Here is a 21,468-nt window from a genome sequence, read left to right as displayed (position 1 = left end):
TATACAAAATGGGCTTTTTTATAAGCCCATCTGTTTGTTTTTATTCTCCGAGCGCAAAGGTTAATTCAGCTTCACACACGAGCTCGCCGTCAACTTTGGCAACGCCTTTTCCGCGTCCGATCGTACCGCGTGCACGTGTAATGTCCACTTCAAGCTCCAGCTTGTCACCCGGTTTTACCTGCTTTTTGAAACGGCAGTTATCAATCCCCGCAAAAAACGCGAGTCTGCCCCGGTTTTCTTCTTTAATCAGCATCGCCACAGCTCCGACCTGCGCCAAAGCCTCTACGATTAATACGCCCGGCATAACAGGGTATTCAGGAAAATGGCCGTTAAAAAAATCTTCATTCGCCGTCACATTTTTATATCCCGCCGCCCGTTTTCCTTCTTCGACTTCCGTAATTCTGTCTACCAGAAGAAACGGATAGCGATGGGGAATAATTTCTTTAATTTGCTGAGTATCAAGCATTCTCTTGACATCTCCTTCATCGACAATAGTATGTATAGAAGGTATAAGTGGTAACCAATCTGTACATTTGGAAGTATATTATGAATCAATTTCTTTTTCAACCGCGCTGTAAACTGTAACCAGCTGGCAATGAGCCTCGTCCATTAATGTGTTATGATAAATAAAGATTTTTACCCTATGCAAAGAGGTTGGAAGATGATTGCTAAGTTTACTGAAAAACGCACGCTGGTGATGCTGAATGAATGGTATGACGCCATGGGAAAACGCCAATTCGATCTAGCCCGTTCCCTTCACGAACAAATCAATCAGCATCTCCCCAAATTACAAAAGAATGCAAAGCTCAATCTCAGATATCAGCTGTTTTTCGCACGGTTTCAGCTGCTGTTTGAGAAAAAAGACGGTCTGACTAAATTGTTCTGCGAGCTGAAGCGGCGCAAAGATGAGATGGATCATGAATTAACTTATTATTTCTATTTTTTCAAAGGGTTATTCCATATGGTGAATGGCGCTCCGAACCGTGCTGTCTGCCGCTTTAAAGAAGCTGAACAGTACCTGCCGGCCATTCAGGACCGTTTCGAAGCCGCTGAATTTTATTATAAAACAGCGGGTGCATATTACATGATGAAGTCGCCTGCGCTCTCCATTCAATATGTCAACAAAGCGCTGGAAATCTATCAAGGTGAATTCGGCTACATCAAAAAAACGCTCAGCTGCCGGCTGCTTCTCGCCGTGAATTACATAGACGAGGCACGCTATGAAGACGCAGAACAGCTCTTTAATGAATCCATAAAGATAACGGACCGGATCAATGACAATAACCTGCTGTGCCACGCCTATTATAATTTTGGTTTTTTAAAGACCGCCCAGAAAAAAGATAAAGAGGCCCTCCCTTTTTACAAAAAGGTATTGGGCAATCAGCGTTTCGAGAAAGAGTCTCCCGTTTCCTACCTGCATTGTGTATACGAAGCGGTCAGAGCACTTTTTAAAACCGGATATGCCGCCGAAGGACAAACCGTGCTGCAGAAAGGTTTATACATATCTGAAAAAGTGCAGAACAAGATTATGAAATTGAAGCTGACCGCGCTCAACATACTGTACACCGCTCAGGAGGACCCGTACGACCGGTTGCAGAAGCTCGTGCTGGAGCTGCAGAAAATTGAAGCGTGGGTGGATTTGGAAGTGCTGCTTCAGGATATTACTGATTACTACAAAAAAAAGGGCGATTTTGAGAAAGCCGCATTTTTTATCATGCGCGGCTGATCAAAACGCCCCTTCTTTTATCTGACTGAGTTGATTAAGCCCAGCATTTGGTCTCCCAATGTAATCGTGCGGCTGTTCAGCTGATAGGAACGCTGAGACACGATTAGGTCGGTCATTTCTTTTGACATATCGACATTTGAACTTTCAAGCGCGCCCTGCTCCATGCCGATTGCCTGCCGGTTTGCGCCGGTAAGCTCTTCAATCGCTGAAGCACCCGCTCCGTTTACGGAAAACAGATTATCCCCTTCCGCATGAAGGGCCTGAGGATTATTGACATTGACGATGCCGAGATTAAACGTCTGCGAACGGGTTCCTGCCTGGTCTGAAGCAGTCAGCGTTCCGGTTTTGCTGATTTTCAGCTGATTCAGCGAACTGTCAATTTGTATGGGCTGGCCGTTCTCATCGAGAATGGGATTGCCTCCCGCTGTCATCAGCTGAAGCAGCCGGTCATTTCCGCCGGCCGGCTTGAGGGAAAGTGAGCCGTCCCTTGTATACACCCGCCGTCCGTCCGCTTCTGCCTGAAGATATTGATAAGGTGATGTGAACGCGATATCAAGGTCACGGTCGGTTTTTTTGATGCTTCCCTGCCCTGAGTCCAGCTGCGGAGTCATGACCGTCCCGGCGCCGAGACGCAGGCCGGGCGGCGTTTTCCGCATGTTCGGCGAATTTTCCTTTTTGTCATCTATATGGTCATACTGCTGTCTGATCAGCTCGGAAAAGCGGGAGTCCCTCGCTTTATAGCCTGTCGTATCACTGTTTGAAAGGTTGCTGCTGACTGTATCCATCTGCTGCTGAAGCTGATTTAAGGCTGTTGAAGCCGTCAGCATTGATCTGAGCATCATAATTGAACGTCCCCCATTTTGTTACACTTTGCCGATTTCATTTGCGGCTTTATCCATGCTTTTATCGTAAGCCTGAATGACTTTCTGATTGGCTTCAAATGATCTGTATGCTTCCGTCATTTCTGTATACGTGCTCGTCACGTCCACATTCGAAAGCTCCGAGACGCCTTGCTTTAATGAATACGAGACCTGGGGATTCGCCGCCGCGCTCGGCAGTTCAGAGCCGTCGGCCGTGCTGTATAGGTCATTGCCGTCCCGTTTCAGATTGCGCACGTCTTCTTCCATTCTGATGTCAATCTGCCCCGCCGGCCGGCCGTTTGTCGTGACCGTTCCGTTTTCTGATACCGTGAATTTTTCATTGTCGACTGTAATCGGCTGTCCGTTTGTTGATAAAACAAGGTTTCCGTTTATCGTAAGCTGATTGTTTTCATTTAATGAGAAAGTGCTGCTTTTTGAATAGCGGACGCCGCCCGCGGTCTGCACGGGATAAAACAGCTCGGCGTTTTCATTCGTTTCGGCATTCTTGGGAACCTGATTCTCCATAAGCGCGATATCGGTCGGCTGATCGGTCGTTTTCAGGCTTCCCTGCGTAAACAACGGTTTCAGCTCCTGCATGTATACGCCTGTGTTGACGGAACCGATTTTCGTTTTTTTGTCGCCTTCTATTCGGCTCAGAAGCATCTCGGGAAAGGCGCGGATTGAACCTTGATCCTCTTTGTATCCTGACGTATTCGCGTTTGCGATGTTATTTGACAGCATTTCCGTTCTTCTCTGCTGTGTAATCATTGCGGACGTTGCGGTATATAATCCTTTTAACAAGTCTTCCACCTCTGAAATAGCATTATTTCCAGTTGCCTAACCGGAACATTTGTTCTATAATGAAAATCAGCATTTTTTCTTATTATCGGATTTACATTCCCGTTCGTGAAGGGTTTGACAGAAAAAAACCCCATTCTTTTTCAGAATGAGGTTTTATCATCAGCTCAGTTTGCGTTTTGGAAGCTTGTCCATGTTATCCAGCATGACGCCGGTTCCGACCGCAACACAATCCATCGGGTTCTCAGCGACAAGAACCGGCACCCTCAGCTCTTCGGCAAGAAGCTGATCAAGCCCGTTTAACAGCGCTCCCCCGCCGGTAATGATAACGCCGCGATCGATGATGTCAGCGGACAATTCAGGCGGTGTTCTTTCAAGAACCTGCTTGGCGGCCTGCACAATGACGGCAACTGATTCACGAAGGGCTTCTTCGACTTCTTTGCTGTTTACTGTAATCGTTCTCGGCAGACCTGAAACCATGTCACGGCCGCGGATGGTGATTTCTTCATGACGTGCGTCTGGGAAAACCGTTGCGACCTTCACCTTAATATCTTCAGCGGTACGTTCACCGATCAGCAGCTTATACTCGCGTTTGATATAATTTAAGATTTCCATGTCAAACTTGTCCCCAGCCATCTTAATAGAAGAGGAGGTGACAATATCGCCCATAGAAATAACTGCGATATCTGTCGTACCGCCTCCGATGTCAACAACCATGTTACCGCTCGGCTGGAAGATTTCCATACCCGCGCCGATAGCGGCAACTTTCGGTTCTTCTTCAAGGTACACATGCTTTCCGCCGCTTTTTTCAGCTGCTTCTTTAATCGCTTTTTGCTCAACGGACGTAATATTCGTCGGGCAGCAGATCAGCATGCGCGGTTTTGAGAAAAGTCCTTTTACATTCAGCTTATTAATGAAATGTTTCAGCATGGCTTCAGTTACTTCGAAGTCTGCGATTACGCCGTCTTTCAGCGGACGGATCGCAACAATATTCCCAGGTGTACGTCCAACCATTCGTCTGGCTTCTTCACCGACAGCCAGCACTTTGCCGCTGTTTTTATCAAGTGCCACAACGGAAGGCTCATTCAGAACAATTCCTTTTCCTTTTACATGGATCAGTACATTTGCAGTACCGAGGTCAATTCCAATATCCCTTGCAAACATCTATTTATATCCTCCTTGATATCTGTTTCACAGTAAAATATCCACATTGTGCCCTAATTATATATATTATCATAATTTATCAAAAAAAAGCTGCTGAACGATATAAGTTCTTGACAAAATTTTGCGGATATTCGCGAAACCGCCTGGAGGAGAAAAAAGGGCCCGGCAGACGTCAGGCGCTACGGCTGCTGAACGGGCTCCCCTTCAAGAATTTCATCCTTCTTGTACTTTAATTTCGTCGCCTCGCCCCCCCTTAAATGTCTGATGGATTTATGATAATCGAGTATTTCTTTTACTTCATTCGCCAAGTCAGGATTGATTTCAGGCAGGCGTTCTGTCAGATCTTTGTGTACGGTACTTTTGGAAACACCAAACTCTTTCGCAATGACACGAACGGTTTTTTTCGTCTCCACGATATACTTACCAATCTTGATTGTTCGCTCTTTGATGTAATCGTGCACACCACTCGACCTCCCCAGTTGGATGTGAGAAGTGTGAAATGAGATCCGTATTCTGTAACAGATTCACTGATGATGCAGCTTCTTCGTTGTCCGATTATATAAGAAGGTTTTAGAAATATGCCCACGATCCCTCACCTCAAACACTCTCTTTGATAGGTTTGTAACAGTGTATTAGCAATGAATTGGGAATATGCTAAAAACTCAATAAGGACAAGGGGCGGGTCATAATTTTCTGCTTTTTGAACGGGGGGTTTACATCCGCGCGATCCTGCTGTAGAATGAAACAGCACAATTAGTTACTTAGGTAAGTTTTTTGAAAAGGAGAACGGAAATGATCCACGTCAACAGACGCCTCATTCATCAAATCAATCAATGCGCCCGCCTGATTACGAAGAAAGCCAATGAACGGCTGGAACCATTCGGCCTGTACTCCTCTCAATGGTCAATCCTATATTGCTTAAAAACGATCGGGCCGATGACCCAAAAAGAAATCTGGTCCTATCTGAACGTAGAGGCGCCGACCGTTACCAGAACGATCAAACGCCTTGAAGAAAACGGCTGGATTCAGCGGGAACAGGGAGAAGACAAGCGGGAAAAGCTCGTCGTCCTAACGAAGGAAGCTGAATTGAAATACGACAGCATCAATCAAGAGATGCTGAAGTTCGAGGAAGACATGCTTGCGGATTTCCAAGATGGAGATAAGGAAGCTTTTTCTGAGTTTCTGAATGTGTTTTTAACGAAATAATAAAGAAAGGGAAGTGCTGTACTTTTGAGTAAATCTGACTCGATCTGGACCAAAGATTTTATTATGGTCGTACTCGTGAATTTATTTGTCTTTGTGTTCTTTTATACATTTTTGGCCGTGCTGCCTATCTATATGATTCAGGAGCTTGGCGGCAGTGAATCGCAAGGAGGGCTTTTGATCAGCCTGTTCCTGTTATCTGCTATTATCACCCGTCCTTTTTCAGGGGCGATTATTGAACGGTTCGGCAAGAAAAGAATGACGATTGTATCTCTGGCGCTGTTCGCCCTGTCTTCTTATCTGTATTTGCCGATACACAATTTCTATCTGCTGCTCGGACTGCGTTTTTTCCAAGGCATCTGGTTCAGCATTTTAACGACGGTCACGGGCGCAATTGCCGCTGACCTTATTCCCGCCAAGCGGCGCGGCGAGGGGCTCGGTTACTTTGCGATGTCTATGAACCTTGCCATGGCGATCGGTCCGTTTCTCGGACTGAGCCTTGTGAAAATCATATCGTTCCCGGTTTTCTTTACGCTTTTTGCTGTATTTGTTTCTTTAGGCTTGCTGATTGCTTTTATGATTCGTGTGCCGGATCAAAACAACAGCGGAACGACTGTGTTCCGTTTTTCTTTCTCCGACATGTTTGAAAAAGGCGCGCTTAAAATCGCGATTGTCGGGTTGTCCATTTCTTTCTGTTATTCAAGTGTGACTTCATATTTATCCGTTTATGCAAAGACGATCCACCTGTTGGATGTCAGCGGCTATTTCTTCGTCTGTTTCGCCGTGACGATGATGGCCGCCCGTCCTTTCACAGGAAAGCTGTTTGACAGAGTGGGGCCGGGAATCGTCATCTATCCGTCGATTATCGTGTTCTCCGCGGGGCTTTGCATGCTGGCGATGACAAACAGCGCCTTCATGCTTCTCTTGTCCGGTGCCGTAATCGGTCTCGGATACGGCTCTATCGTACCGTGTATGCAGACGCTGGCGATTCAGAATTCGCCCGGACACCGTTCAGGCTTTGCGACGGCGACCTTCTTCACTTTCTTTGACAGCGGGATTGCCGGCGGGTCATATGTATTCGGCCTCTTCGTCGCTTCGGCCGGATTCCATTCGATTTATCTGGCAGCGGGGCTGTTCGTCCTGATTGCTTTGCTCCTGTATGGCTGGAGCCAGAAAAAAAGAACGCCGCTTGAAGCGGACGGAAACGTTTCAATCGCAGACTGATATGACAAAAAGCCGGGGACAGCCCCCGGCTTTTTTTATTCGGCCGCTCTTTCCCGCACGATTCGTCCCTCCGCTTTTGCATAAGGAGGATGAATGTACATAAGCGCCGTATAACCGAGACATGACAAAATGACACCCGCAAACCAGGAAATATCATAGATGCCGGCGAACGCCGGGACGTACATCCCGATTAAAGAAATAAACGCGCCGAGAAAGGTTGCGGCAAAGGCCCGGTAATTATAGCCTTTGTAATAAGTGTACTGTCCGGTTTCTGAATAAAGGTCTTCAACTGAGAGCTGCCTTTTTCTGATAATAAAATAATCAGCCATCATCACCCCGGCCACCGGTCCGAGCATCCCGCCGATGAGTCCGAGAAACGCATATACATTCGTGGCGCTCTCCATCAGCTTCCATGGTATTGTGAACAGAGCCAAAACGGCGGTCAAATACCCTCCCCTTCTGAATGTAACATACTTCGGCAGGACATTCGCCAAGTCATAGGCCGGTGACACGATGTTTGCCGCCACGTTAACCGAGACGGCGGCGATGCAAAGTGTGATGACCGAAAGAGCGATGACGAAAGGATTATCAAACCGGGCCAAAATCTCCACCACATCCCAAATCGGTTCTCCGAATGCTACCTGTGATCCGGATGTCACCGTGATGCTTGCAAACGCAAACAGCGCAAACGTTCCCGGCAGCCCGTAAAACTGGCCGCGAATCTGTTCTTTTTGCGACGCGGCGAACCGGGTGAAGTCAGGGATATTCAGGATCAGCGTCGCCCATATTCCGATAATTCCCGTCACTCCGGCGGCGAACGGCCAAAACGTTTCAGAAAAGGTATGGAACTTTCCCGGCTGTGAGTAAATCGGACCGAGCCCGCCGGCAATATCTATCGCCCACCAGACCATGCCGCCGAAGACGAGATAAACAAGCGGGCCCGCCCACACTTCAAATTTTTTGATTGATTCCATGCCGTGCCGCAGCACAAGCAGATGAATGCCCCAAAAGAAAATGAACGACAGAAAGCCCGGCAGATGAAGCCCGAATATATTCCAATCTCCGCCGAGACTCCCCCAGCCAGGCCATATGTTCAAAAGCAGAATGTGTAAAGCCGTGCTCCCGGCAAATGTTTGAATTCCGAGCCACATGATGGCTGTAAACGCCCTGAGAAGCGCCGGAATGTTAGCGCCGTATATTCCGTAAGAGGCCCTGATAATGACCGGAAAAGGCAGGCCGTATTTCGTTCCGGCATGGCCGTTCAAGGCCAAAGCGGCGAACAAAATCAGTGACGCCGTCACGATAATGGCGAGCACCTGCCACGGAGAAAGGCCGATCGCAATGAGCCCGCCCACAGTCGCGTAGGTCGGGATATTATGAATACACCCCATCCAGATGGATGCAAAATTCATTGCTTTCCATGTCCGTTCGCCGTCTTCTAAAGGCAGTAAATCTTTGTTGCTCAGCCGATCACTCATTGTTTTTTTCATTTTCTCCCTCCCGCATGTACGTTTTCCTTACATCACATGTGAAAAAATATAACTGAAAATTCCGTAAATAACATTGGTTGCTGTCGACAATAATCGTTTTGTTTTTTGAGCACATTACACAAAAAAAGAGACGGGGAGAGCCCGTCTCTTTTTTTTGCGCCTGTTAAGAGGCTTTTTTGAGGAGAACCGAAAACCGGAACGCCATCAAAAGGCTTACGGCGCCGACAACGATAAGAATCGTCCCAAGCATATGAAAATGGCCGGCGGTAATTTCTTTCCCGAAAAGAATGCCCAAAATGACAGAAGACAAAATCGAACCGAGATACCGGCAGGTCTGAAACAGGCCGGACGTTGTTCCGACCATGTCGGCGGGGCTCGTTTTCAGCATGGCCGCCTGAAACGTGACATTTCCGAAGCCGTAGCCGACACCCAGCACGGACAGGATCAGCCCTTTTCCTATCATGGGCGCCTGAAGGAAGAAAAACGTTAACAGCACCGCTCCGATCGCGGTCAGGCAGGTTCCGGCAACAATCGGCTGAAGAAGCCCTTTCTTATCTATCCATTTTCCGGTCAAAGGCGACACCAGAATACTCATCCCCGACATAAACAGCATAATCAATCCGCTTGTCTGAACGGACAAATGCATTTCATCCTGAAAATAGCTCGGAAGCCCGAAAAAGATGCAGTAAAAGAATATATTCAGCAAAATAAATTGAATATACACCGACGATAGTTTCCGATGCGTTTTAAACAGCCTGATATCTATAAACGGCTTCTCCGTTTTCAGCTCGCGCCAGATAAACAGCCCGACGAACAAAAGCCCGAATACGCCTTCTGTATAGTGAGGCTTCGTACTGAAGGACAATAAAAACGACAGGAGAAGGATAATCGCTCCGGCAAACAGAAGTATCCCGATCGTATCAAGCTGGCGGAGCACGCCTTTCAAGCCGCCGATCTCGCGTTTTTCATCTTTCGGAAACATATACATTCCGAGAAAAAAGCTGAGAATGATAAACGGCAGATTGACGAAAAAGATCGCCGGCCACCCTCCCCAAACGATCAGAAAACCGCCGAGAGTCGGACCGAGCGCCGTCATGGCTGATGCAAAGATTGACAGGACGGCCAGCGCCGAAGCCTGCTTCTCCTGTATATTTGAACGGATCAATCCGACGCCGGACGGATATATCGCGCTGCTTCCGATCGATTGAAAAAGCCGCATGATCAGCAATGTCATAAAAGTCGGCGCAAACGGCGCGCCGACCGCCGAGATGGCAACCAGCAGAAGCCCGATCAAAAACAGCTTCTTCCTGCCGAGCATATCACCGAGCTTCCCGGTAACAGGCTGCGCCACCGCGCTGGCAAGATAAAAGGACGATATCAGCCAGGACACCGTTGTAAACGACAGGTGAAATTCATGCTGAATACTGTGAAGCGCAAGAGAAATCATCGACGAGTTCAATGGGTTCAGCATCGTCCCCGAAGCCACGGCCGTCAAGAACAGGACGCGGCTTTTTTTGGAGATTGTCATTTTGTCTGCGCGATAAATTCTTCCGCCGTCCGGCTTCTGCCGATTTTCGGGAAGATAAACTTGAGTGTCGCTTCGTGCTGTTCATCGCTGAATGTCGCCATCGCGTCAGTTACAAAAACTTGCTGATACCCGAGCTGAAAAGCTTCCCGCGCCGTGCTTTCCACACCGATGTTTGTCGCAATCCCGCATAACACAATCGTGTCGATTCCCCGTCTTCTGAGCTGAAGGTCCAGGTCCGTGCCGAAAAACGCGCCCCACTGCCGTTTTGTTACCGTATAATCATTTTCTTTCACTCCGATTTCAGGCACAAATTCAGCCCAATCCGCCGGCGGAGCCGAATGGCCCGCCGCCTCTTCATCCGTCAGCGGCTTCAGCGCATCCGCTCCGTCATGAAAATCCACGTTCACAAAGCTGATAAATCCGCCTTTTTCCCGGAACACATCAATTAATTTTTTCGCGTTCGGCACAACGGTACCGCTTTTATCCATCGGCACAATACCTTTTTGTAAATCAATAATGACCAAAGCCGTTTTTTCAAATTGCAGATTCAATGATGTTGTCATAATGATTCCTCCTGATGCAGTTAGTGTTTCTCACCCCGTTTATTTTACTCTTTCCCGGACAGGATTTCTTCCGCCATGCTCCGGCGCTCTTTTTATGGATATAAAGTCGCATGACACCTCTTTGAAAAAGCGACATTATGAACGCAAAAAACCATGTCAGATAACCTTACACGAAAATGTTTTATCGTTCTTTTTTCTCTATAATAATGAATTAATCACGATTACATTTTGAATGAGACGGAGGAATACAACATGCAGATGGGCGATACAGTATTTATGTTCTTTTGCGCTTTACTCGTGTGGCTGATGACCCCCGGGCTGGCTTTGTTTTACGGCGGAATGGTAAAAAGCAAAAACGTGCTCAGCACGGCAATGCACAGTTTTTCTTCCCTCGCCATCGTATCCGTCGTTTGGGTTTTGTACGGATATTCACTTGCTTTTGCCCCCGGGAATACATGGCTTGGCGGGATTGAATGGGCCGGGCTGAAGGGGGTCGGCTTTGAACCCGGAAGTTACAGTGATACGATCCCGCATTCATTATTCATGATGTTCCAAATGACGTTTGCCGTACTGACGACGGCCATTATTTCCGGAGCATTTGCTGAACGCATGAGATTCAGTGCTTTTCTTGTATTTTCCTTTTTGTGGGCTTCCCTCGTATATACGCCCGTTGCGCATTGGGTATGGGGCGGCGGCTGGATCGGCCAAATGGGCGCTCTTGACTTCGCAGGCGGAAACGTCGTCCACATTTCTTCCGGGGTCGCCGGGCTCGTGCTGGCGATTGTGCTCGGGAAACGCAAGGACGGCACGGCGGCTTCGCCTCACAACTTAATTTACACGTTCTTGGGCGGGGCGCTCATTTGGTTCGGATGGTTCGGCTTCAATGTCGGCAGCGCCCTCACGCTTGACAGTATCGCGATGTTTGCCTTCATTAACACAAACACCGCGGCTGCGGCCGGAATTATCGGCTGGATTTTAATCGAATGGATGCTGAACAAAAAACCGACCATGCTGGGTGCTGTATCAGGCGCTATTGCCGGGCTTGTCGCCATTACGCCGGCTGCCGGGTTCGTTACGCCGTTCTCTTCCATCGTAATCGGCTTCATCGGCGGGCTTGTCTGCTTCTGGGGCGTGTATTGGCTTAAAAAGACTTTCGGATACGATGATGCGCTTGACGCTTTCGGCCTGCATGGAATCGGCGGGACATGGGGCGGCATCGCGACCGGTTTATTCGCCACCACTTCCGTCAATGACGGCGGGGCAAACGGGCTGTTTTACGGCGATCCGGGACTGCTCTGGAAGCAGATTGCAGCCATTGCGGCAACCTATGTATTTGTATTTATTGTCACTTTCGTTATCATTAAAATTGTAGGTCTGTTCATTCCCCTCCGCGCCAGCGAAGAAGAAGAGTCACTTGGGCTTGATTTAACGATGCACGGGGAAAAAGCATATCAGGACTTATAAAGTGAGGAGTGGCTTAGATGAGCGGTCAAATGTTCAAGGTAGAAATCGTTACGCGTCCGGCTAAGTTTGAAACATTAAAACAGGAACTCGGTAAAATCGGAGTCACATCGCTGACCTTCTCCAACGTACACGGCTGCGGCCTTCAAAAAGCTCACACCGAACTGTACCGCGGAGTCAAAATTGAAAGCAATGTGTATGAACGGCTGAAAGTGGAAATCGTTGTCAGTAAAGTCCCCGTTGATCAAGTCGTGGAAACGGCGAAAAAAGTGCTGAAAACGGGAGAGCCCGGAGACGGCAAAATATTCGTCTATGAAATCGGAAACACGATTAATATCCGCACCGGAGAAGAAGGACCAGGAGCTTTATAAACAGACAGAACGCCCGGAAACAGAAATATTCCGGGCGTTTTTTCCGGCTTCATTAAAAAGAAGAAGCCTTTTTTTCATGCGGGGCAGGACGCTTATGCCGTACGGTTTGTTTTTTCGCATATGTACTGATATTGACCAGTATGCCGCACAAAAACAGCGTCATAATCAATGAAGAACCGCCATAACTGATAAACGGAAGCGGCACACCCGTAACCGGGAGGAGTCCGCTCATCGCTCCCAAATTCAAGACAACCTGAAACATCAATTGAAACGTAATTCCGATGGCAAGAAGCTTCCCGAACGGGTCATCAGCCCGCACGGCCGTTTTTACGCCGAGAAGCATTAACGCAAAATATAATCCCAAAACGATCAGAACACCGAATATCCCCAGCTCTTCGCTGATCACGGCCATAATGAAATCGGTATGCGCCTCAGGCAGATAGTTCATTTTTTCAACACTGTTTCCAAGCCCTCTTCCGAAAAACCCGCCTCCGGAAATAGCAAAATAGGATTGAATCAGCTGATAGCCGTCCCCGTTCGCGTCACCAAACGGATTGGTAAAGGAAACGAGGCGCTTCACACGATAGGAAGCAGAAAATGCGAGATAAACAACCCCCGACACCGCCGTCGCGCCGAGCACGAACAGATGGCGCTTTTTCAAGCCGGCACATAATAAAATCGACCCGCACGCCGCCAGTATTAAGGAAGCCGTCCCTAAATCAGGCTCCGCCAATGTCAGCAGAAAAGCGGTCCCCAAAATCACTAAAGGCGGCAGAACCCCTTTCACAAATTGATGAATGTACGGCTGCTTTTTCGTATAAATCGAAGCGAAATACAAAATCATGGCGATCTTCGCCAATTCAGACGGCTGTACGACAAGCGGGCCCGCTCCCAGCCACCTGCGGGAAAAATTCCGCTCCAGCCCGATTCCCGGTATCAATACGAGCAGCAGCAATACCAGCGAACCGACCACAAACAGCGGTACAAGCCGCGCATACCGCTTATACGGCAGACAGGCGGCAAATAGAAATAAGCATAATCCGATCAGTAAAGAGGCACTTTGTTTATGGAAGAAATAGGATGGATCTCCGTACCGCTGAGACCCCATCACATCACTGGCGCTGTACACCATTAACAAGCCGAATCCGCAAAGCAGCATAATGACAAACACAAGCGGCAGATCGGCGTTTTTCAAACGTTTCAGCAACGGACAAAACTCCTTCGGCTATTCTTTTCCCGCATACTTGACGCACAGTAATACAGTCACGTTTCATTCTGTTTACTTTTTTATGATTATTTTTAATACCAATTGTGTCTCATAGAAAAAAGCATTACACTGTTCATATAAAATAAAGATAAAAGGTGATATTTGTGAATTACGAACTATTTAAAGCGATCAATGGTTTGTCGCACCATAGTGCCATTCTCGACTCTATCATGGTATTTATAACGGAATACGCCATTTACGCCTACGCCCTTTTCCTGCTTGCCATGTGGCTGTTCGGAAGCACAAAAGGCAGACAAAACGCCCTGTACGCGGGCTTCACGGGTGTTGCGGCGCTTATCATCAACTACCTCATCACGAAAGTCTATGTCGAGCCGCGCCCCTTTGTCGAGCATACGGTTCATACACTGATCCCTCATGCCGCGGATGCTTCATTTCCGAGTGACCATACGACAGGCGCTTTGGCGATTTCAATTGCGATTCTGTTCCGCAACAAAAAACTCGGCTGGCCGCTTGTGATTTTCGGCCTTTTGACCGGCTTCTCAAGAATTTGGGTCGGCCATCATTATCCGATCGATGTGCTCGGAAGCATTGTCGTTTCCCTCATTGTCGGATTCCTGCTGTTCAGATTTTCAAATGTGCTTCGTCCGATTGTCGATCTGATCGTGCGAATCTATGAAAGTATCGTTCATAAAAGCAAATCGACAAACCATAATATATAAAAAAAAGCCGGCGTCTGTCACAGACTGCCGGTTTTTGTATGTTTGGCTGTATGCTTTTTCCTTTGTAAAGCACAGAATGCGGCAATGCCGAGACTGTCAATCATCACATCGCGGAGGCATCCGTTTCTGCCGAAAAAGAGCTGGACGATTTCTGTCAGGAAAGCGGCGGCCAATGCATACAGCACCGCCCTCTTCATGCGCCTGCGCTCCCTGAAAAACAAATAGGCGAGCACAAAAAATGAAAACGCGTGCCCAAGCTTTTGAATCGCCGCTTCCGGTATGGCGAGCTCCGCCATATCGAACACAAAGAAACCGGACACATCCGGATGGGACGTGAAACGGAAGGACACCGTCTGCGACACAATCATATCGTGAAAGCTTTCAGTCAAAGCAGAAACGAAAACAAAGACGAGCCACCCGGCCGCCAGACATTTATTCATTCAGCATCTCCTTCGTTTTCTACCAGTATAAAGGCACATGCGGCAATATGAAAAGCGCCTATCAGAGCTGATAGACGCTTTGGGATCAAGATTACTTGCCCGAATCTTTCATTGAGCCGTCATCTTTACCATCTGTCTTGTCTTTTGTGCCGTCCTCTTTGTCACCTGGTTTTTCTTCGGTTTCTTTTTTAGGCGTCACATCTTTTTTCTCGGAAGACTGCTGAATTGACCCTTCCGTTTCTTCTGTTACAGCGTTTTTCTCTTCAGCCGCCGCTTTTTCAATTGATGTTACCGGCTTGTCCATAAAATTGAGCGGGTTCATCGCTACGCCGTCCTTGCGGATTTCAAAGTGCACGTGATTTCCGCTTTCTTCACTGTAAAGATTTTTTCCGGATTTACCGATGACCTGGTTCTGCTTTACTTTGTCGCCCTGATCGACGCTGACTTCAGATAAAGACTGATAGACAGTAGACAGGCCGTCTGAGTGTTCAATTTCAACCACATACCCCAGTACCGGGTCTTTAGCAGCTTTAACAACCGTACCGCTCAGAGAAGCAGAAACATCAAATGATTTTCCGTCTTTCTCAGCTAAGTCAATTCCTTTACTGAGGCTGTACGTGTTATTATAGTTAACAAGTGCTGCTTCTTTCTCTTTTTTTGCGGCATCAGATTCGTAAAACTTTTTCACAACAGAAACATTTTCAGAATGAGCAGCCGGCATTGCGACGTTTTCCATTGACTTGCCTACTTCGACGGCATCGTCTTTGCCGCTGTCATACGCGGAGTTTCCGCCGTTGTTCGTCAGATTGTCCTTCACATCATTCGAAACGGATTGATACCAAAGGACAGCTGTTAAAATGACGGCCGCACTGACTAAGTAGATTGCAGGGAATATCCAGCGTTTGCGAAAAAACCGCTGAAGTTTTTTGACTTGAGAAGTTTTCTTTTCTTCCTCTCTCATTTGTTCATCACCTCAGCAACATTCTGAACACTTTTCTGAAAATATATACACATCCATAAAAAACTTTTTTGGAAGTAGTATGTGCAGATTGCACTTGATTATGTAATGAAATGTGAAGGGAGATCCCGGAATATGAATTTGACCCTGCGCAAAGCCGTATTGGAGGATTTAGATGCGGTGGTGGCCATATACAACTCGACGATTGCCTCACGAATGGTAACGGCTGATACGGAAGAAGTGACGCCCGCAGACCGGATGGATTGGTTTTTGCGGCACACGGACCGGCGCCCGCTGATGGTCGCGGAAGATGAGACCGGCAAAGTGGCGGCCTGGATCAGCTTTGAAACGTTTTACGGCCGTCCGGCCTATGACAAAACGGCGGAGATCAGCATCTATCTGCATCAGGATTGCCGCGGCAAAGGAGCAGGAAGCTTTCTGCTGAAAGAAGCCCTGGCACTCGCTCCGACAATCGGCATCCGCAGCCTGATGGCTTTTATCTTCGGACATAACGTGCCGAGCATTAAGCTGTTTGAAAAATTCGGTTTTACCGAATGGGGCGTATTCCCGGGTATCGCCGAAATGGACGGAAAACGATATGACTTGAACATTTTAGGGAGAGAACTGTCATGATCACCATCGATAAAGACAAAGACGAAAACCAGCCGCTCAATAAAAAAGCCCGTTCCCTTGCCGACATCGCCAAATGGGGAAAGATCACCGCCGTGTTTCTGATCATCACGGGCTCTCTTTCCGCTCTGTCAGCCATTGTGACGCTGCTCGGAGCCATTCCGGGTGTTCTGCTCATCATTTCCGGCGTCATGCTGATGCGCTCGGCAAAAGCGGCTGCCGCCCTTCAGGAAGGACTAGAAGAAAACGCGGAAGAAAATATGCTTGCACATTACGCGTCATTTATCAAAATGCAGTTTTTTTACGCGGCATCCAGTGTGGTACTGGGCATTCTCGCTTTTATTTTAGTCGTCATCTTCGCTGTCATCGGAATTATGGCTTATTACAGCACTGATACGTATGACACGCCTGATTCATATTACTATGAGAACGACCCTGTGTTTGAATGACAAAAAGAGCTGATCGCGCGTCAGCTCTTTTTTAATAAAGCATTTCTTTTTTCCGGTCTTCTTCCGTTAAAAATTCAATAAAGCTCTTCATCGCAGACGGCTCCTCGGCAATCAGCCGGGTATAGGCGCTTTTCCGTTCCTCAGACAGAATATCGCTTTTTCTGATCCTGTTCAGCATATAAAGGCGGATCGTTTTTTGCACCTGTTTCCGCTGATAGCCGGCTTCCTTAAAAAACGCAAGACCCAGAGCCGCAAGGAGGGCAAAAATGCCGGCCGATACGAGAGCTCCTCTCCCGGAAGGGGCCTGAATCAAAAGCGATGCCAGATGAAACAGACTAAAAGCGGCGAGCGGGAAAGCAAGAAAACGGTAAATGATGCTTTTTTTCATCAGCGGCGCGATGGCGATTTGTATTTTCTGAATTTCTTTTTTTATGAATCCCGGCAATTGTTCCGCATGCTCCAGCTTCATGCCCTCTCCCCTTTGCTGTCATTTTTGTATTCTTTTTCATATATGCATATTTTACCGCACCCGGAACTTTCTTTGAAAGAAAACTGCATTCATCTTTGATTCCGGCTCTTTATTCTTTCAAAATGTCAATGTTATAATTTGAAATGGGAATCAGATTGCTGCACTTGTCGGAATACTAATGGGCACAGTCTTGATAAATATGATATAGCGGGGTTGCAAAGTGAGCATTTCATTTATTTTATTCGGATTTTTTTTCGTTTTAAATATACTTTTGGCCATCATCATGATTTTCAAAGAAAGACGCGATGCCAGCGCTTCATGGGCTTGGCTCTTGGTTCTTTTTTTTATTCCCATTTTAGGGTTTATTTTATACCTGTTATTCGGCCATAACCTGAGACGCAAGCATCTGTTTCAATGGGAAGACCGTAAAAAAATCGGAATAGAAAAGCTGCTGAAGTTTCAGCTGAAAGATCTGAAGTCGAGGCAATTCCAATTTAACAACAGGGCGACTGTGGATAATAAAGACCTCATCTATATGCTTGTCATGAACAACCACGCAGTCTTTACAGAGGATAATTCGGTGGAGATTTTAACGGACGGGCGCGATAAGTTCAAACGCTTAATGAAGGACATTTCCAACGCAAAAGATCACATTCACCTTCAATACTATATTTATAAAGGTGATGAACTGGGAAAAAAATTGCGCGATGCCTTAGTGAAAAAAGCACGGGAAGGCGTAAAAGTCAGAGTGTTATATGATGAACTCGGTTCAAGATCACTCAGAAAAAAATTCTTCAAACCGCTGCGGGACGCCGGCGGCCATGTGGAAGTCTTTTTTCCTTCCAGGCTTCGTCCGATTAATTTGCGGCTCAATTATCGGAATCACCGCAAGCTCGTCATCATTGACGGCGAAACCGGCTATGTCGGCGGCTTTAACGTCGGAGATGAATATCTCGGCCTGAATCCGAAATTCGGCTACTGGCGCGATACGCACCTCAGACTTCAAGGCACGGCGGTACATGCCATTCAGACACGGTTTATTCTCGATTGGAACCAAGCCTCCCATCACCATACGCTCACTTACGTTCCGAATCATTTTCCGGAATGCGAGCCGAAGGGCAATGTCGGGATGCAGATTGTCACGAGCGGACCTGATTCAGAATGGGAACAAATTAAAAACGGCTATATCAAGATGATCTCAACGGCCAAACGATCGATCCTGATTCAGACGCCTTACTTTATTCCAGACTCAAGTCTTTTGGACGCCCTCAGGATCGCCTGTCTGTCAGGCATCGACGTCAAAATCATGATCCCGAACAAACCGGATCACGCTTTCGTTTACTGGGCGACTTTATCTTACATCGGCGATCTTTTGAAAGCCGGAGCCTCAGTCTACATTTACGATAACGGCTTTATTCATGCAAAAACGATTGTCGTCGATGATGAGACGGCTTCAGTCGGTACGGCGAATATCGACGTCAGAAGCTTCAGACTTAATTTTGAAGTCAACGCCTTTATTTATGACGTCACCATCGCGAAAAAACTCATTTCCTCATTTAAAGAAGATCTGCTCGTCTCCAGAAAATATACGTATGAAGAATATCAGGAGCGTTCGCTGCGGATCCGCATTAAAGAATCGATTTCAAGACTTCTTTCGCCGATTTTGTAATTCCCGGGATGTTTCTCGGGAATTTTCTGATATAAAAACGGACACGGCATGAAAAAGCACATTTTTTATTCAAAAGAATGACCGAATAGTGTATAAATGAAAAGTGAGTATTTTTTTGTAAAGGAGTGCCATAGTTTGAAACCTGAATCAGTGAATCGTTCGCTTATTTCTATTTCGAAATGGGGAAAAGCGACAGGTATTTTGTTTATTATTATAGGCGCGTTTGCGGCGCTGTCGGGCGCGTTTTTCTTTTTAATCGGAGCCATTCCCGGCGTTTTGCAGATCATTGCCGGCATTTTTCTGATGCGCTCGGCAAATGAAGCGGGACAGATGGCGGCGCAGTTCAATGAACTGACAGAGGAACATATGCTGGAGAATTATGCAAAGTTCGTGAAAATGCAGGGGATCTATCTGATCGTGACGGTCGGCTTGTCCGTTCTCGGTATCGTTCTTTTCATTGTCCTCATGACGCTCGGCATCGTGGACGACGCGTTTAATAATATTGATGCCAATACATATTAAAAAGGAAAATCCCGGCGCATCCGCCCGGGATTTTTTCTTATTCCGCTTCTTCGACAACGGTAAAGTTTTTCTGCTTTGGATTTGCCAATACGGCGAACAGCATTGACGCTGTATGCTCCAGCGCGCTTTCCGTTCGGGTCATGGACTCCGTGCTCTCAAGGTCTTGTAAATTCTCGCCTGCTGAAGCGCTGTATGCAGATATTCTTTCGGCAAAAAAGTTTTTTCAAATAAAACTTTTCCTCAGAGTTTCAACTGAAATCACTCAGTTCTGCGAAATAAGGCTATGGCGGTACAAGACCACTCATCATACAGTTTTTTGGGTCTTTGTAATTAAATTACAATTGTTCTTAATATTCACTCATGTATTCATGCTATTATATTGAAAGGAACGATCAAAAGCGTTGGCGTTTGTTAAATATTTACGAGTGCTGCCTCATGTCAAAGTCAGAAAAAATAGTATAGGAGGTAACATATGTTTAAGTTTAAAAAGAAATTCTTAGTGGGATTAACGGCAGCTTTCATGAGTATCAGCATGTTTTCGGCAACCGCCTCTGCAGCTGGCACAGATTACTGGCAAAATTGGACTGACGGGGGCGGGACAGTAAACGCAGTCAATGGCTCTGGCGGAAATTACAGTGTTAATTGGTCTAATACCGGGAATTTCGTTGTTGGTAAAGGCTGGACTACAGGCTCGCCATTTAGAACAATAAACTATAATGCCGGTGTTTGGGCGCCGAATGGCAATGGATATTTGACTTTATATGGCTGGACGAGAGCACCTCTCATCGAATATTATGTGGTGGATTCATGGGGTACTTACAGACCTACCGGAACGTATAAAGGTACTGTAAAGAGTGATGGAGGTACATATGACATATATACAACGACACGTTATAATGCACCTTCCATTGATGGCGATAACACTACTTTTACGCAGTACTGGAGTGTCCGCCAGTCGAAGAGACCAACCGGAAGCAACGCTGCAATCACTTTCAGCAATCATGTTAACGCATGGAAGAGCCATGGAATGAATCTGGGCAGTAATTGGGCTTATCAAGTCTTAGCGACAGAAGGATATAAAAGCAGCGGAAGTTCTAATGTAACAGTGTGGTAACAGCTCATCTTTAATGAGGGGCAGCTAACGGGCTGCTGATCGTTCCTTGAGAAATTTTATAATGATTGTGAAGAGGCGAACGGTTTTGGCATTACCGGAGGCAGGATATTCTCCATCAGTTTTTTTAGCGCGTATTAAAATAAGAGTTCCGTCTTTTTTTGGTAACCCGCTTACAACAGACACCTTCACATAAGCCTTAAGCAAAATAAAAATATCCCGGTTACCACCTCCTTTAGTTTCGGAGGATTTCTTCATTAAACAGATCGCAATCCCGCATCCAGGCTTGTCTGAATATAGAGCCAAAACCGTGATTTCCTCATTATCCATTGTAACCATTTCCGTTACACCTCTAGCGGCATGAACCCATCTCTTTTTAACAAAAGAGATGATTCATTACATCATAAAGGGACTTGCTCGCAAGTTCATTCTCCATTGCCCGCTGTACGCTTCCGAACGTCTCATCGAGCGCGCGCTGAATATTTTTGCCGACCGGACAGTCGGGGTTCGGATTGTCGTGAACCGCAAAAAGCTCTTCCTTATTCTGCACCGCCCTGTAAACCTCTAAGAGGGTGATCTCCGACGGATCTTTTTTCAGGCTGGCTCCCGGAACACCCGCCCGGGATGTCAGAATACCCGCTTTTTTCAGCTGGCTGATCGTTCTCCGCACTACGACGGGATTGGTGTTTACGCTGCCCGCAATCATGTCCGATGACGCCCGTTCATCCGTTGAGATCAGCGATAAAATGTGAATGGCCACAGCAAGACGGCTGTTAATCATGTTTTTCACCACCGTTGTAACCACAATGGTTACATTTCATTTGTTTGTCAACTACTAATATACACTAAAACGGGCGGCAGGATGAAATCAAGTTGGCAATAGAG

25 protein-coding genes are annotated in these 21,468 nt (G+C 46.9%); 11 read left to right on the top strand and 14 right to left on the bottom strand.

The window, feature by feature from the left end; all coding sequences use genetic code 11:
- Positions 1-40: 40 nt before the first annotated feature.
- Complete coding sequence (fabZ, locus tag ACWJJX_RS07270) at positions 41-466, bottom strand: 3-hydroxyacyl-ACP dehydratase FabZ (protein ID WP_003151242.1); 426 nt, start codon at positions 464-466, stop codon at positions 41-43.
- A gap of 195 nt (positions 467-661) precedes the next feature.
- Here fabZ and ACWJJX_RS07265 point away from each other — a divergent pair, with 195 nt between their 5' ends.
- Positions 662-1,726: a response regulator aspartate phosphatase gene (locus ACWJJX_RS07265; RefSeq protein ID WP_060673909.1), complete on the top strand. Its 1,065-nt coding sequence runs from the start codon at positions 662-664 to the stop codon at positions 1,724-1,726.
- 17 nt (positions 1,727-1,743) lie between these two features.
- Here the strand turns inward: ACWJJX_RS07265 and ACWJJX_RS07260 are convergent, their stop codons facing one another.
- From ACWJJX_RS07260 to spoIIID, 4 genes are all read right to left on the bottom strand, one after another.
- Positions 1,744-2,565: a flagellar hook-basal body protein gene (locus tag ACWJJX_RS07260; protein WP_031379247.1), complete on the bottom strand. Its 822-nt coding sequence runs from the start codon at positions 2,563-2,565 to the stop codon at positions 1,744-1,746.
- A 24-nt stretch (positions 2,566-2,589) separates the two neighbouring features.
- On the bottom strand, positions 2,590-3,387 hold the full coding sequence (locus ACWJJX_RS07255; protein ID WP_007614310.1) for a flagellar hook-basal body protein: 798 nt from the start codon (positions 3,385-3,387) through the stop codon (positions 2,590-2,592).
- 159 nt (positions 3,388-3,546) lie between these two features.
- The gene (gene mbl, locus ACWJJX_RS07250; RefSeq protein ID WP_003151237.1) at positions 3,547-4,548 is read right to left on the bottom strand and encodes a cell shape-determining protein Mbl; all 1,002 of its coding nucleotides are present in this window, start codon (positions 4,546-4,548) and stop codon (positions 3,547-3,549) included.
- A gap of 179 nt (positions 4,549-4,727) precedes the next feature.
- Positions 4,728-5,009, bottom strand: a complete 282-nt coding sequence (gene spoIIID, locus ACWJJX_RS07245; protein ID WP_003151236.1) for a sporulation transcriptional regulator SpoIIID — start codon at positions 5,007-5,009, stop codon at positions 4,728-4,730.
- 331 nt (positions 5,010-5,340) lie between these two features.
- On the opposite strand from spoIIID, the gene ACWJJX_RS07240 reads away from it, so the two are divergent.
- Positions 5,341-5,754, top strand: a complete 414-nt coding sequence (locus tag ACWJJX_RS07240) for a MarR family winged helix-turn-helix transcriptional regulator (protein WP_007407562.1) — start codon at positions 5,341-5,343, stop codon at positions 5,752-5,754.
- 24 nt (positions 5,755-5,778) lie between these two features.
- Entirely contained in the window at positions 5,779-6,975 is a 1,197-nt protein-coding gene (locus ACWJJX_RS07235; RefSeq protein WP_014305989.1) for an MFS transporter, read from the top strand.
- 35 nt (positions 6,976-7,010) lie between these two features.
- Here ACWJJX_RS07235 and ACWJJX_RS07230 read toward each other — a convergent pair whose 3' ends face one another.
- The 3 genes from ACWJJX_RS07230 to ACWJJX_RS07220 form a co-directional block, all read right to left on the bottom strand.
- Entirely contained in the window at positions 7,011-8,465 is a 1,455-nt protein-coding gene (locus ACWJJX_RS07230; protein ID WP_146275694.1) for an NCS1 family nucleobase:cation symporter-1, read from the bottom strand.
- 163 nt (positions 8,466-8,628) lie between these two features.
- Positions 8,629-9,993 carry an MFS transporter gene (locus tag ACWJJX_RS07225; RefSeq protein WP_454022852.1) on the bottom strand — a complete coding sequence of 455 codons (1,365 nt, stop codon included), beginning with the start codon at positions 9,991-9,993 and terminating at the stop codon, positions 8,629-8,631.
- Positions 9,990-10,556, bottom strand: coding sequence for an isochorismatase family protein (locus tag ACWJJX_RS07220; RefSeq protein WP_406528878.1), 567 nt, complete (start codon positions 10,554-10,556; stop codon positions 9,990-9,992). The genes ACWJJX_RS07225 and ACWJJX_RS07220 overlap by 4 nt, the downstream gene beginning before the upstream one ends.
- Before the next feature lie 252 nt (positions 10,557-10,808).
- On the opposite strand from ACWJJX_RS07220, the gene ACWJJX_RS07215 reads away from it, so the two are divergent.
- Both ACWJJX_RS07215 and ACWJJX_RS07210 read left to right on the top strand, forming a co-directional pair.
- Positions 10,809-12,020 carry an ammonium transporter gene (locus ACWJJX_RS07215; protein WP_003151223.1) on the top strand — a complete coding sequence of 404 codons (1,212 nt, stop codon included), beginning with the start codon at positions 10,809-10,811 and terminating at the stop codon, positions 12,018-12,020.
- A gap of 17 nt (positions 12,021-12,037) precedes the next feature.
- Positions 12,038-12,388 carry a P-II family nitrogen regulator gene (locus tag ACWJJX_RS07210; protein WP_003151222.1) on the top strand — a complete coding sequence of 117 codons (351 nt, stop codon included), beginning with the start codon at positions 12,038-12,040 and terminating at the stop codon, positions 12,386-12,388.
- A 52-nt stretch (positions 12,389-12,440) separates the two neighbouring features.
- On the opposite strand, the gene ftsW is transcribed toward ACWJJX_RS07210, so the two are convergent.
- A complete protein-coding gene (gene ftsW / locus ACWJJX_RS07205) occupies positions 12,441-13,595 on the bottom strand; it encodes a putative lipid II flippase FtsW (protein WP_003151221.1) in 1,155 nt (384 codons plus the stop codon).
- Between the two features lie 164 nt (positions 13,596-13,759).
- Between ftsW and ACWJJX_RS07200 the strand changes: the two genes are divergently transcribed.
- Positions 13,760-14,335 carry an undecaprenyl-diphosphatase gene (locus tag ACWJJX_RS07200; protein WP_128574478.1) on the top strand — a complete coding sequence of 192 codons (576 nt, stop codon included), beginning with the start codon at positions 13,760-13,762 and terminating at the stop codon, positions 14,333-14,335.
- Between the two features lie 17 nt (positions 14,336-14,352).
- On the opposite strand, the gene ACWJJX_RS07195 is transcribed toward ACWJJX_RS07200, so the two are convergent.
- Positions 14,353-14,775, bottom strand: coding sequence for a VanZ family protein (locus tag ACWJJX_RS07195; protein ID WP_070082500.1), 423 nt, complete (start codon positions 14,773-14,775; stop codon positions 14,353-14,355).
- A gap of 91 nt (positions 14,776-14,866) precedes the next feature.
- The gene (locus tag ACWJJX_RS07190) at positions 14,867-15,736 is read right to left on the bottom strand and encodes a M23 family metallopeptidase (protein ID WP_017418752.1); all 870 of its coding nucleotides are present in this window, start codon (positions 15,734-15,736) and stop codon (positions 14,867-14,869) included.
- A gap of 138 nt (positions 15,737-15,874) precedes the next feature.
- Here ACWJJX_RS07190 and ACWJJX_RS07185 point away from each other — a divergent pair, with 138 nt between their 5' ends.
- Positions 15,875-16,366: a GNAT family N-acetyltransferase gene (locus tag ACWJJX_RS07185; protein WP_101563124.1), complete on the top strand. Its 492-nt coding sequence runs from the start codon at positions 15,875-15,877 to the stop codon at positions 16,364-16,366.
- Positions 16,363-16,812: a DUF5362 family protein gene (locus ACWJJX_RS07180; RefSeq protein ID WP_003151216.1), complete on the top strand. Its 450-nt coding sequence runs from the start codon at positions 16,363-16,365 to the stop codon at positions 16,810-16,812. Before ACWJJX_RS07185 ends, ACWJJX_RS07180 begins: the two co-directional genes overlap by 4 nt.
- Before the next feature lie 31 nt (positions 16,813-16,843).
- Here the strand turns inward: ACWJJX_RS07180 and ACWJJX_RS07175 are convergent, their stop codons facing one another.
- Positions 16,844-17,281, bottom strand: a complete 438-nt coding sequence (locus ACWJJX_RS07175) for a DUF5392 family protein (RefSeq protein WP_007614328.1) — start codon at positions 17,279-17,281, stop codon at positions 16,844-16,846.
- Between the two features lie 220 nt (positions 17,282-17,501).
- On the opposite strand from ACWJJX_RS07175, the gene cls reads away from it, so the two are divergent.
- The 3 genes from cls to xynA all read left to right on the top strand — a co-directional run bounded on the left by cls (position 17,502) and on the right by xynA (position 20,586).
- Positions 17,502-18,950, top strand: coding sequence for a cardiolipin synthase (cls, locus tag ACWJJX_RS07170; protein WP_070082503.1), 1,449 nt, complete (start codon positions 17,502-17,504; stop codon positions 18,948-18,950).
- A gap of 135 nt (positions 18,951-19,085) precedes the next feature.
- A complete protein-coding gene (locus tag ACWJJX_RS07165; protein WP_003151208.1) occupies positions 19,086-19,472 on the top strand; it encodes a DUF5362 family protein in 387 nt (128 codons plus the stop codon).
- 472 nt (positions 19,473-19,944) lie between these two features.
- A complete protein-coding gene (gene xynA / locus ACWJJX_RS07160; protein ID WP_007407578.1) occupies positions 19,945-20,586 on the top strand; it encodes an endo-1,4-beta-xylanase XynA in 642 nt (213 codons plus the stop codon).
- Between the two features lie 24 nt (positions 20,587-20,610).
- Here the strand turns inward: xynA and ACWJJX_RS07155 are convergent, their stop codons facing one another.
- Both ACWJJX_RS07155 and ACWJJX_RS07150 read right to left on the bottom strand, forming a co-directional pair.
- On the bottom strand, positions 20,611-20,922 hold the full coding sequence (locus tag ACWJJX_RS07155) for a hypothetical protein (protein ID WP_223609733.1): 312 nt from the start codon (positions 20,920-20,922) through the stop codon (positions 20,611-20,613).
- Positions 20,923-20,959: 37 nt separating this feature from the next.
- Entirely contained in the window at positions 20,960-21,364 is a 405-nt protein-coding gene (locus tag ACWJJX_RS07150; RefSeq protein WP_003151203.1) for an Rrf2 family transcriptional regulator, read from the bottom strand.
- Positions 21,365-21,468 lie beyond the last annotated feature (104 nt).

This window comes from Bacillus sp. YH3-2-B2 (assembly GCF_053663335.1).
The sequence above is the reverse complement of the archived record's forward strand: the minus strand, read 5'-3'. Positions and strand labels throughout refer to the sequence as shown.

Coding starts and splice junctions, on each gene's coding strand:
- fabZ (WP_003151242.1), bottom strand. CDS start 466: ATGCTTGATACTCAGCAAATTAAAGAAATTATTCCCCATCGCTATCCG.
- ACWJJX_RS07265 (WP_060673909.1), top strand. CDS start 662: ATGATTGCTAAGTTTACTGAAAAACGCACGCTGGTGATGCTGAATGAA.
- ACWJJX_RS07260 (WP_031379247.1), bottom strand. CDS start 2,565: ATGCTCAGATCAATGCTGACGGCTTCAACAGCCTTAAATCAGCTTCAG.
- mbl (WP_003151237.1), bottom strand. CDS start 4,548: ATGTTTGCAAGGGATATTGGAATTGACCTCGGTACTGCAAATGTACTG.
- ACWJJX_RS07240 (WP_007407562.1), top strand. CDS start 5,341: ATGATCCACGTCAACAGACGCCTCATTCATCAAATCAATCAATGCGCC.
- ACWJJX_RS07230 (WP_146275694.1), bottom strand. CDS start 8,465: ATGAAAAAAACAATGAGTGATCGGCTGAGCAACAAAGATTTACTGCCT.
- ACWJJX_RS07225 (WP_454022852.1), bottom strand. CDS start 9,993: ATGACAATCTCCAAAAAAAGCCGCGTCCTGTTCTTGACGGCCGTGGCT.
- ACWJJX_RS07220 (WP_406528878.1), bottom strand. CDS start 10,556: ATGACAACATCATTGAATCTGCAATTTGAAAAAACGGCTTTGGTCATT.
- ACWJJX_RS07215 (WP_003151223.1), top strand. CDS start 10,809: ATGCAGATGGGCGATACAGTATTTATGTTCTTTTGCGCTTTACTCGTG.
- ACWJJX_RS07210 (WP_003151222.1), top strand. CDS start 12,038: ATGAGCGGTCAAATGTTCAAGGTAGAAATCGTTACGCGTCCGGCTAAG.
- ACWJJX_RS07195 (WP_070082500.1), bottom strand. CDS start 14,775: ATGAATAAATGTCTGGCGGCCGGGTGGCTCGTCTTTGTTTTCGTTTCT.
- ACWJJX_RS07190 (WP_017418752.1), bottom strand. CDS start 15,736: ATGAGAGAGGAAGAAAAGAAAACTTCTCAAGTCAAAAAACTTCAGCGG.
- ACWJJX_RS07180 (WP_003151216.1), top strand. CDS start 16,363: ATGATCACCATCGATAAAGACAAAGACGAAAACCAGCCGCTCAATAAA.
- ACWJJX_RS07175 (WP_007614328.1), bottom strand. CDS start 17,281: ATGAAGCTGGAGCATGCGGAACAATTGCCGGGATTCATAAAAAAAGAA.
- xynA (WP_007407578.1), top strand. CDS start 19,945: ATGTTTAAGTTTAAAAAGAAATTCTTAGTGGGATTAACGGCAGCTTTC.
- ACWJJX_RS07155 (WP_223609733.1), bottom strand. CDS start 20,922: ATGGTTACAATGGATAATGAGGAAATCACGGTTTTGGCTCTATATTCA.
- ACWJJX_RS07150 (WP_003151203.1), bottom strand. CDS start 21,364: ATGATTAACAGCCGTCTTGCTGTGGCCATTCACATTTTATCGCTGATC.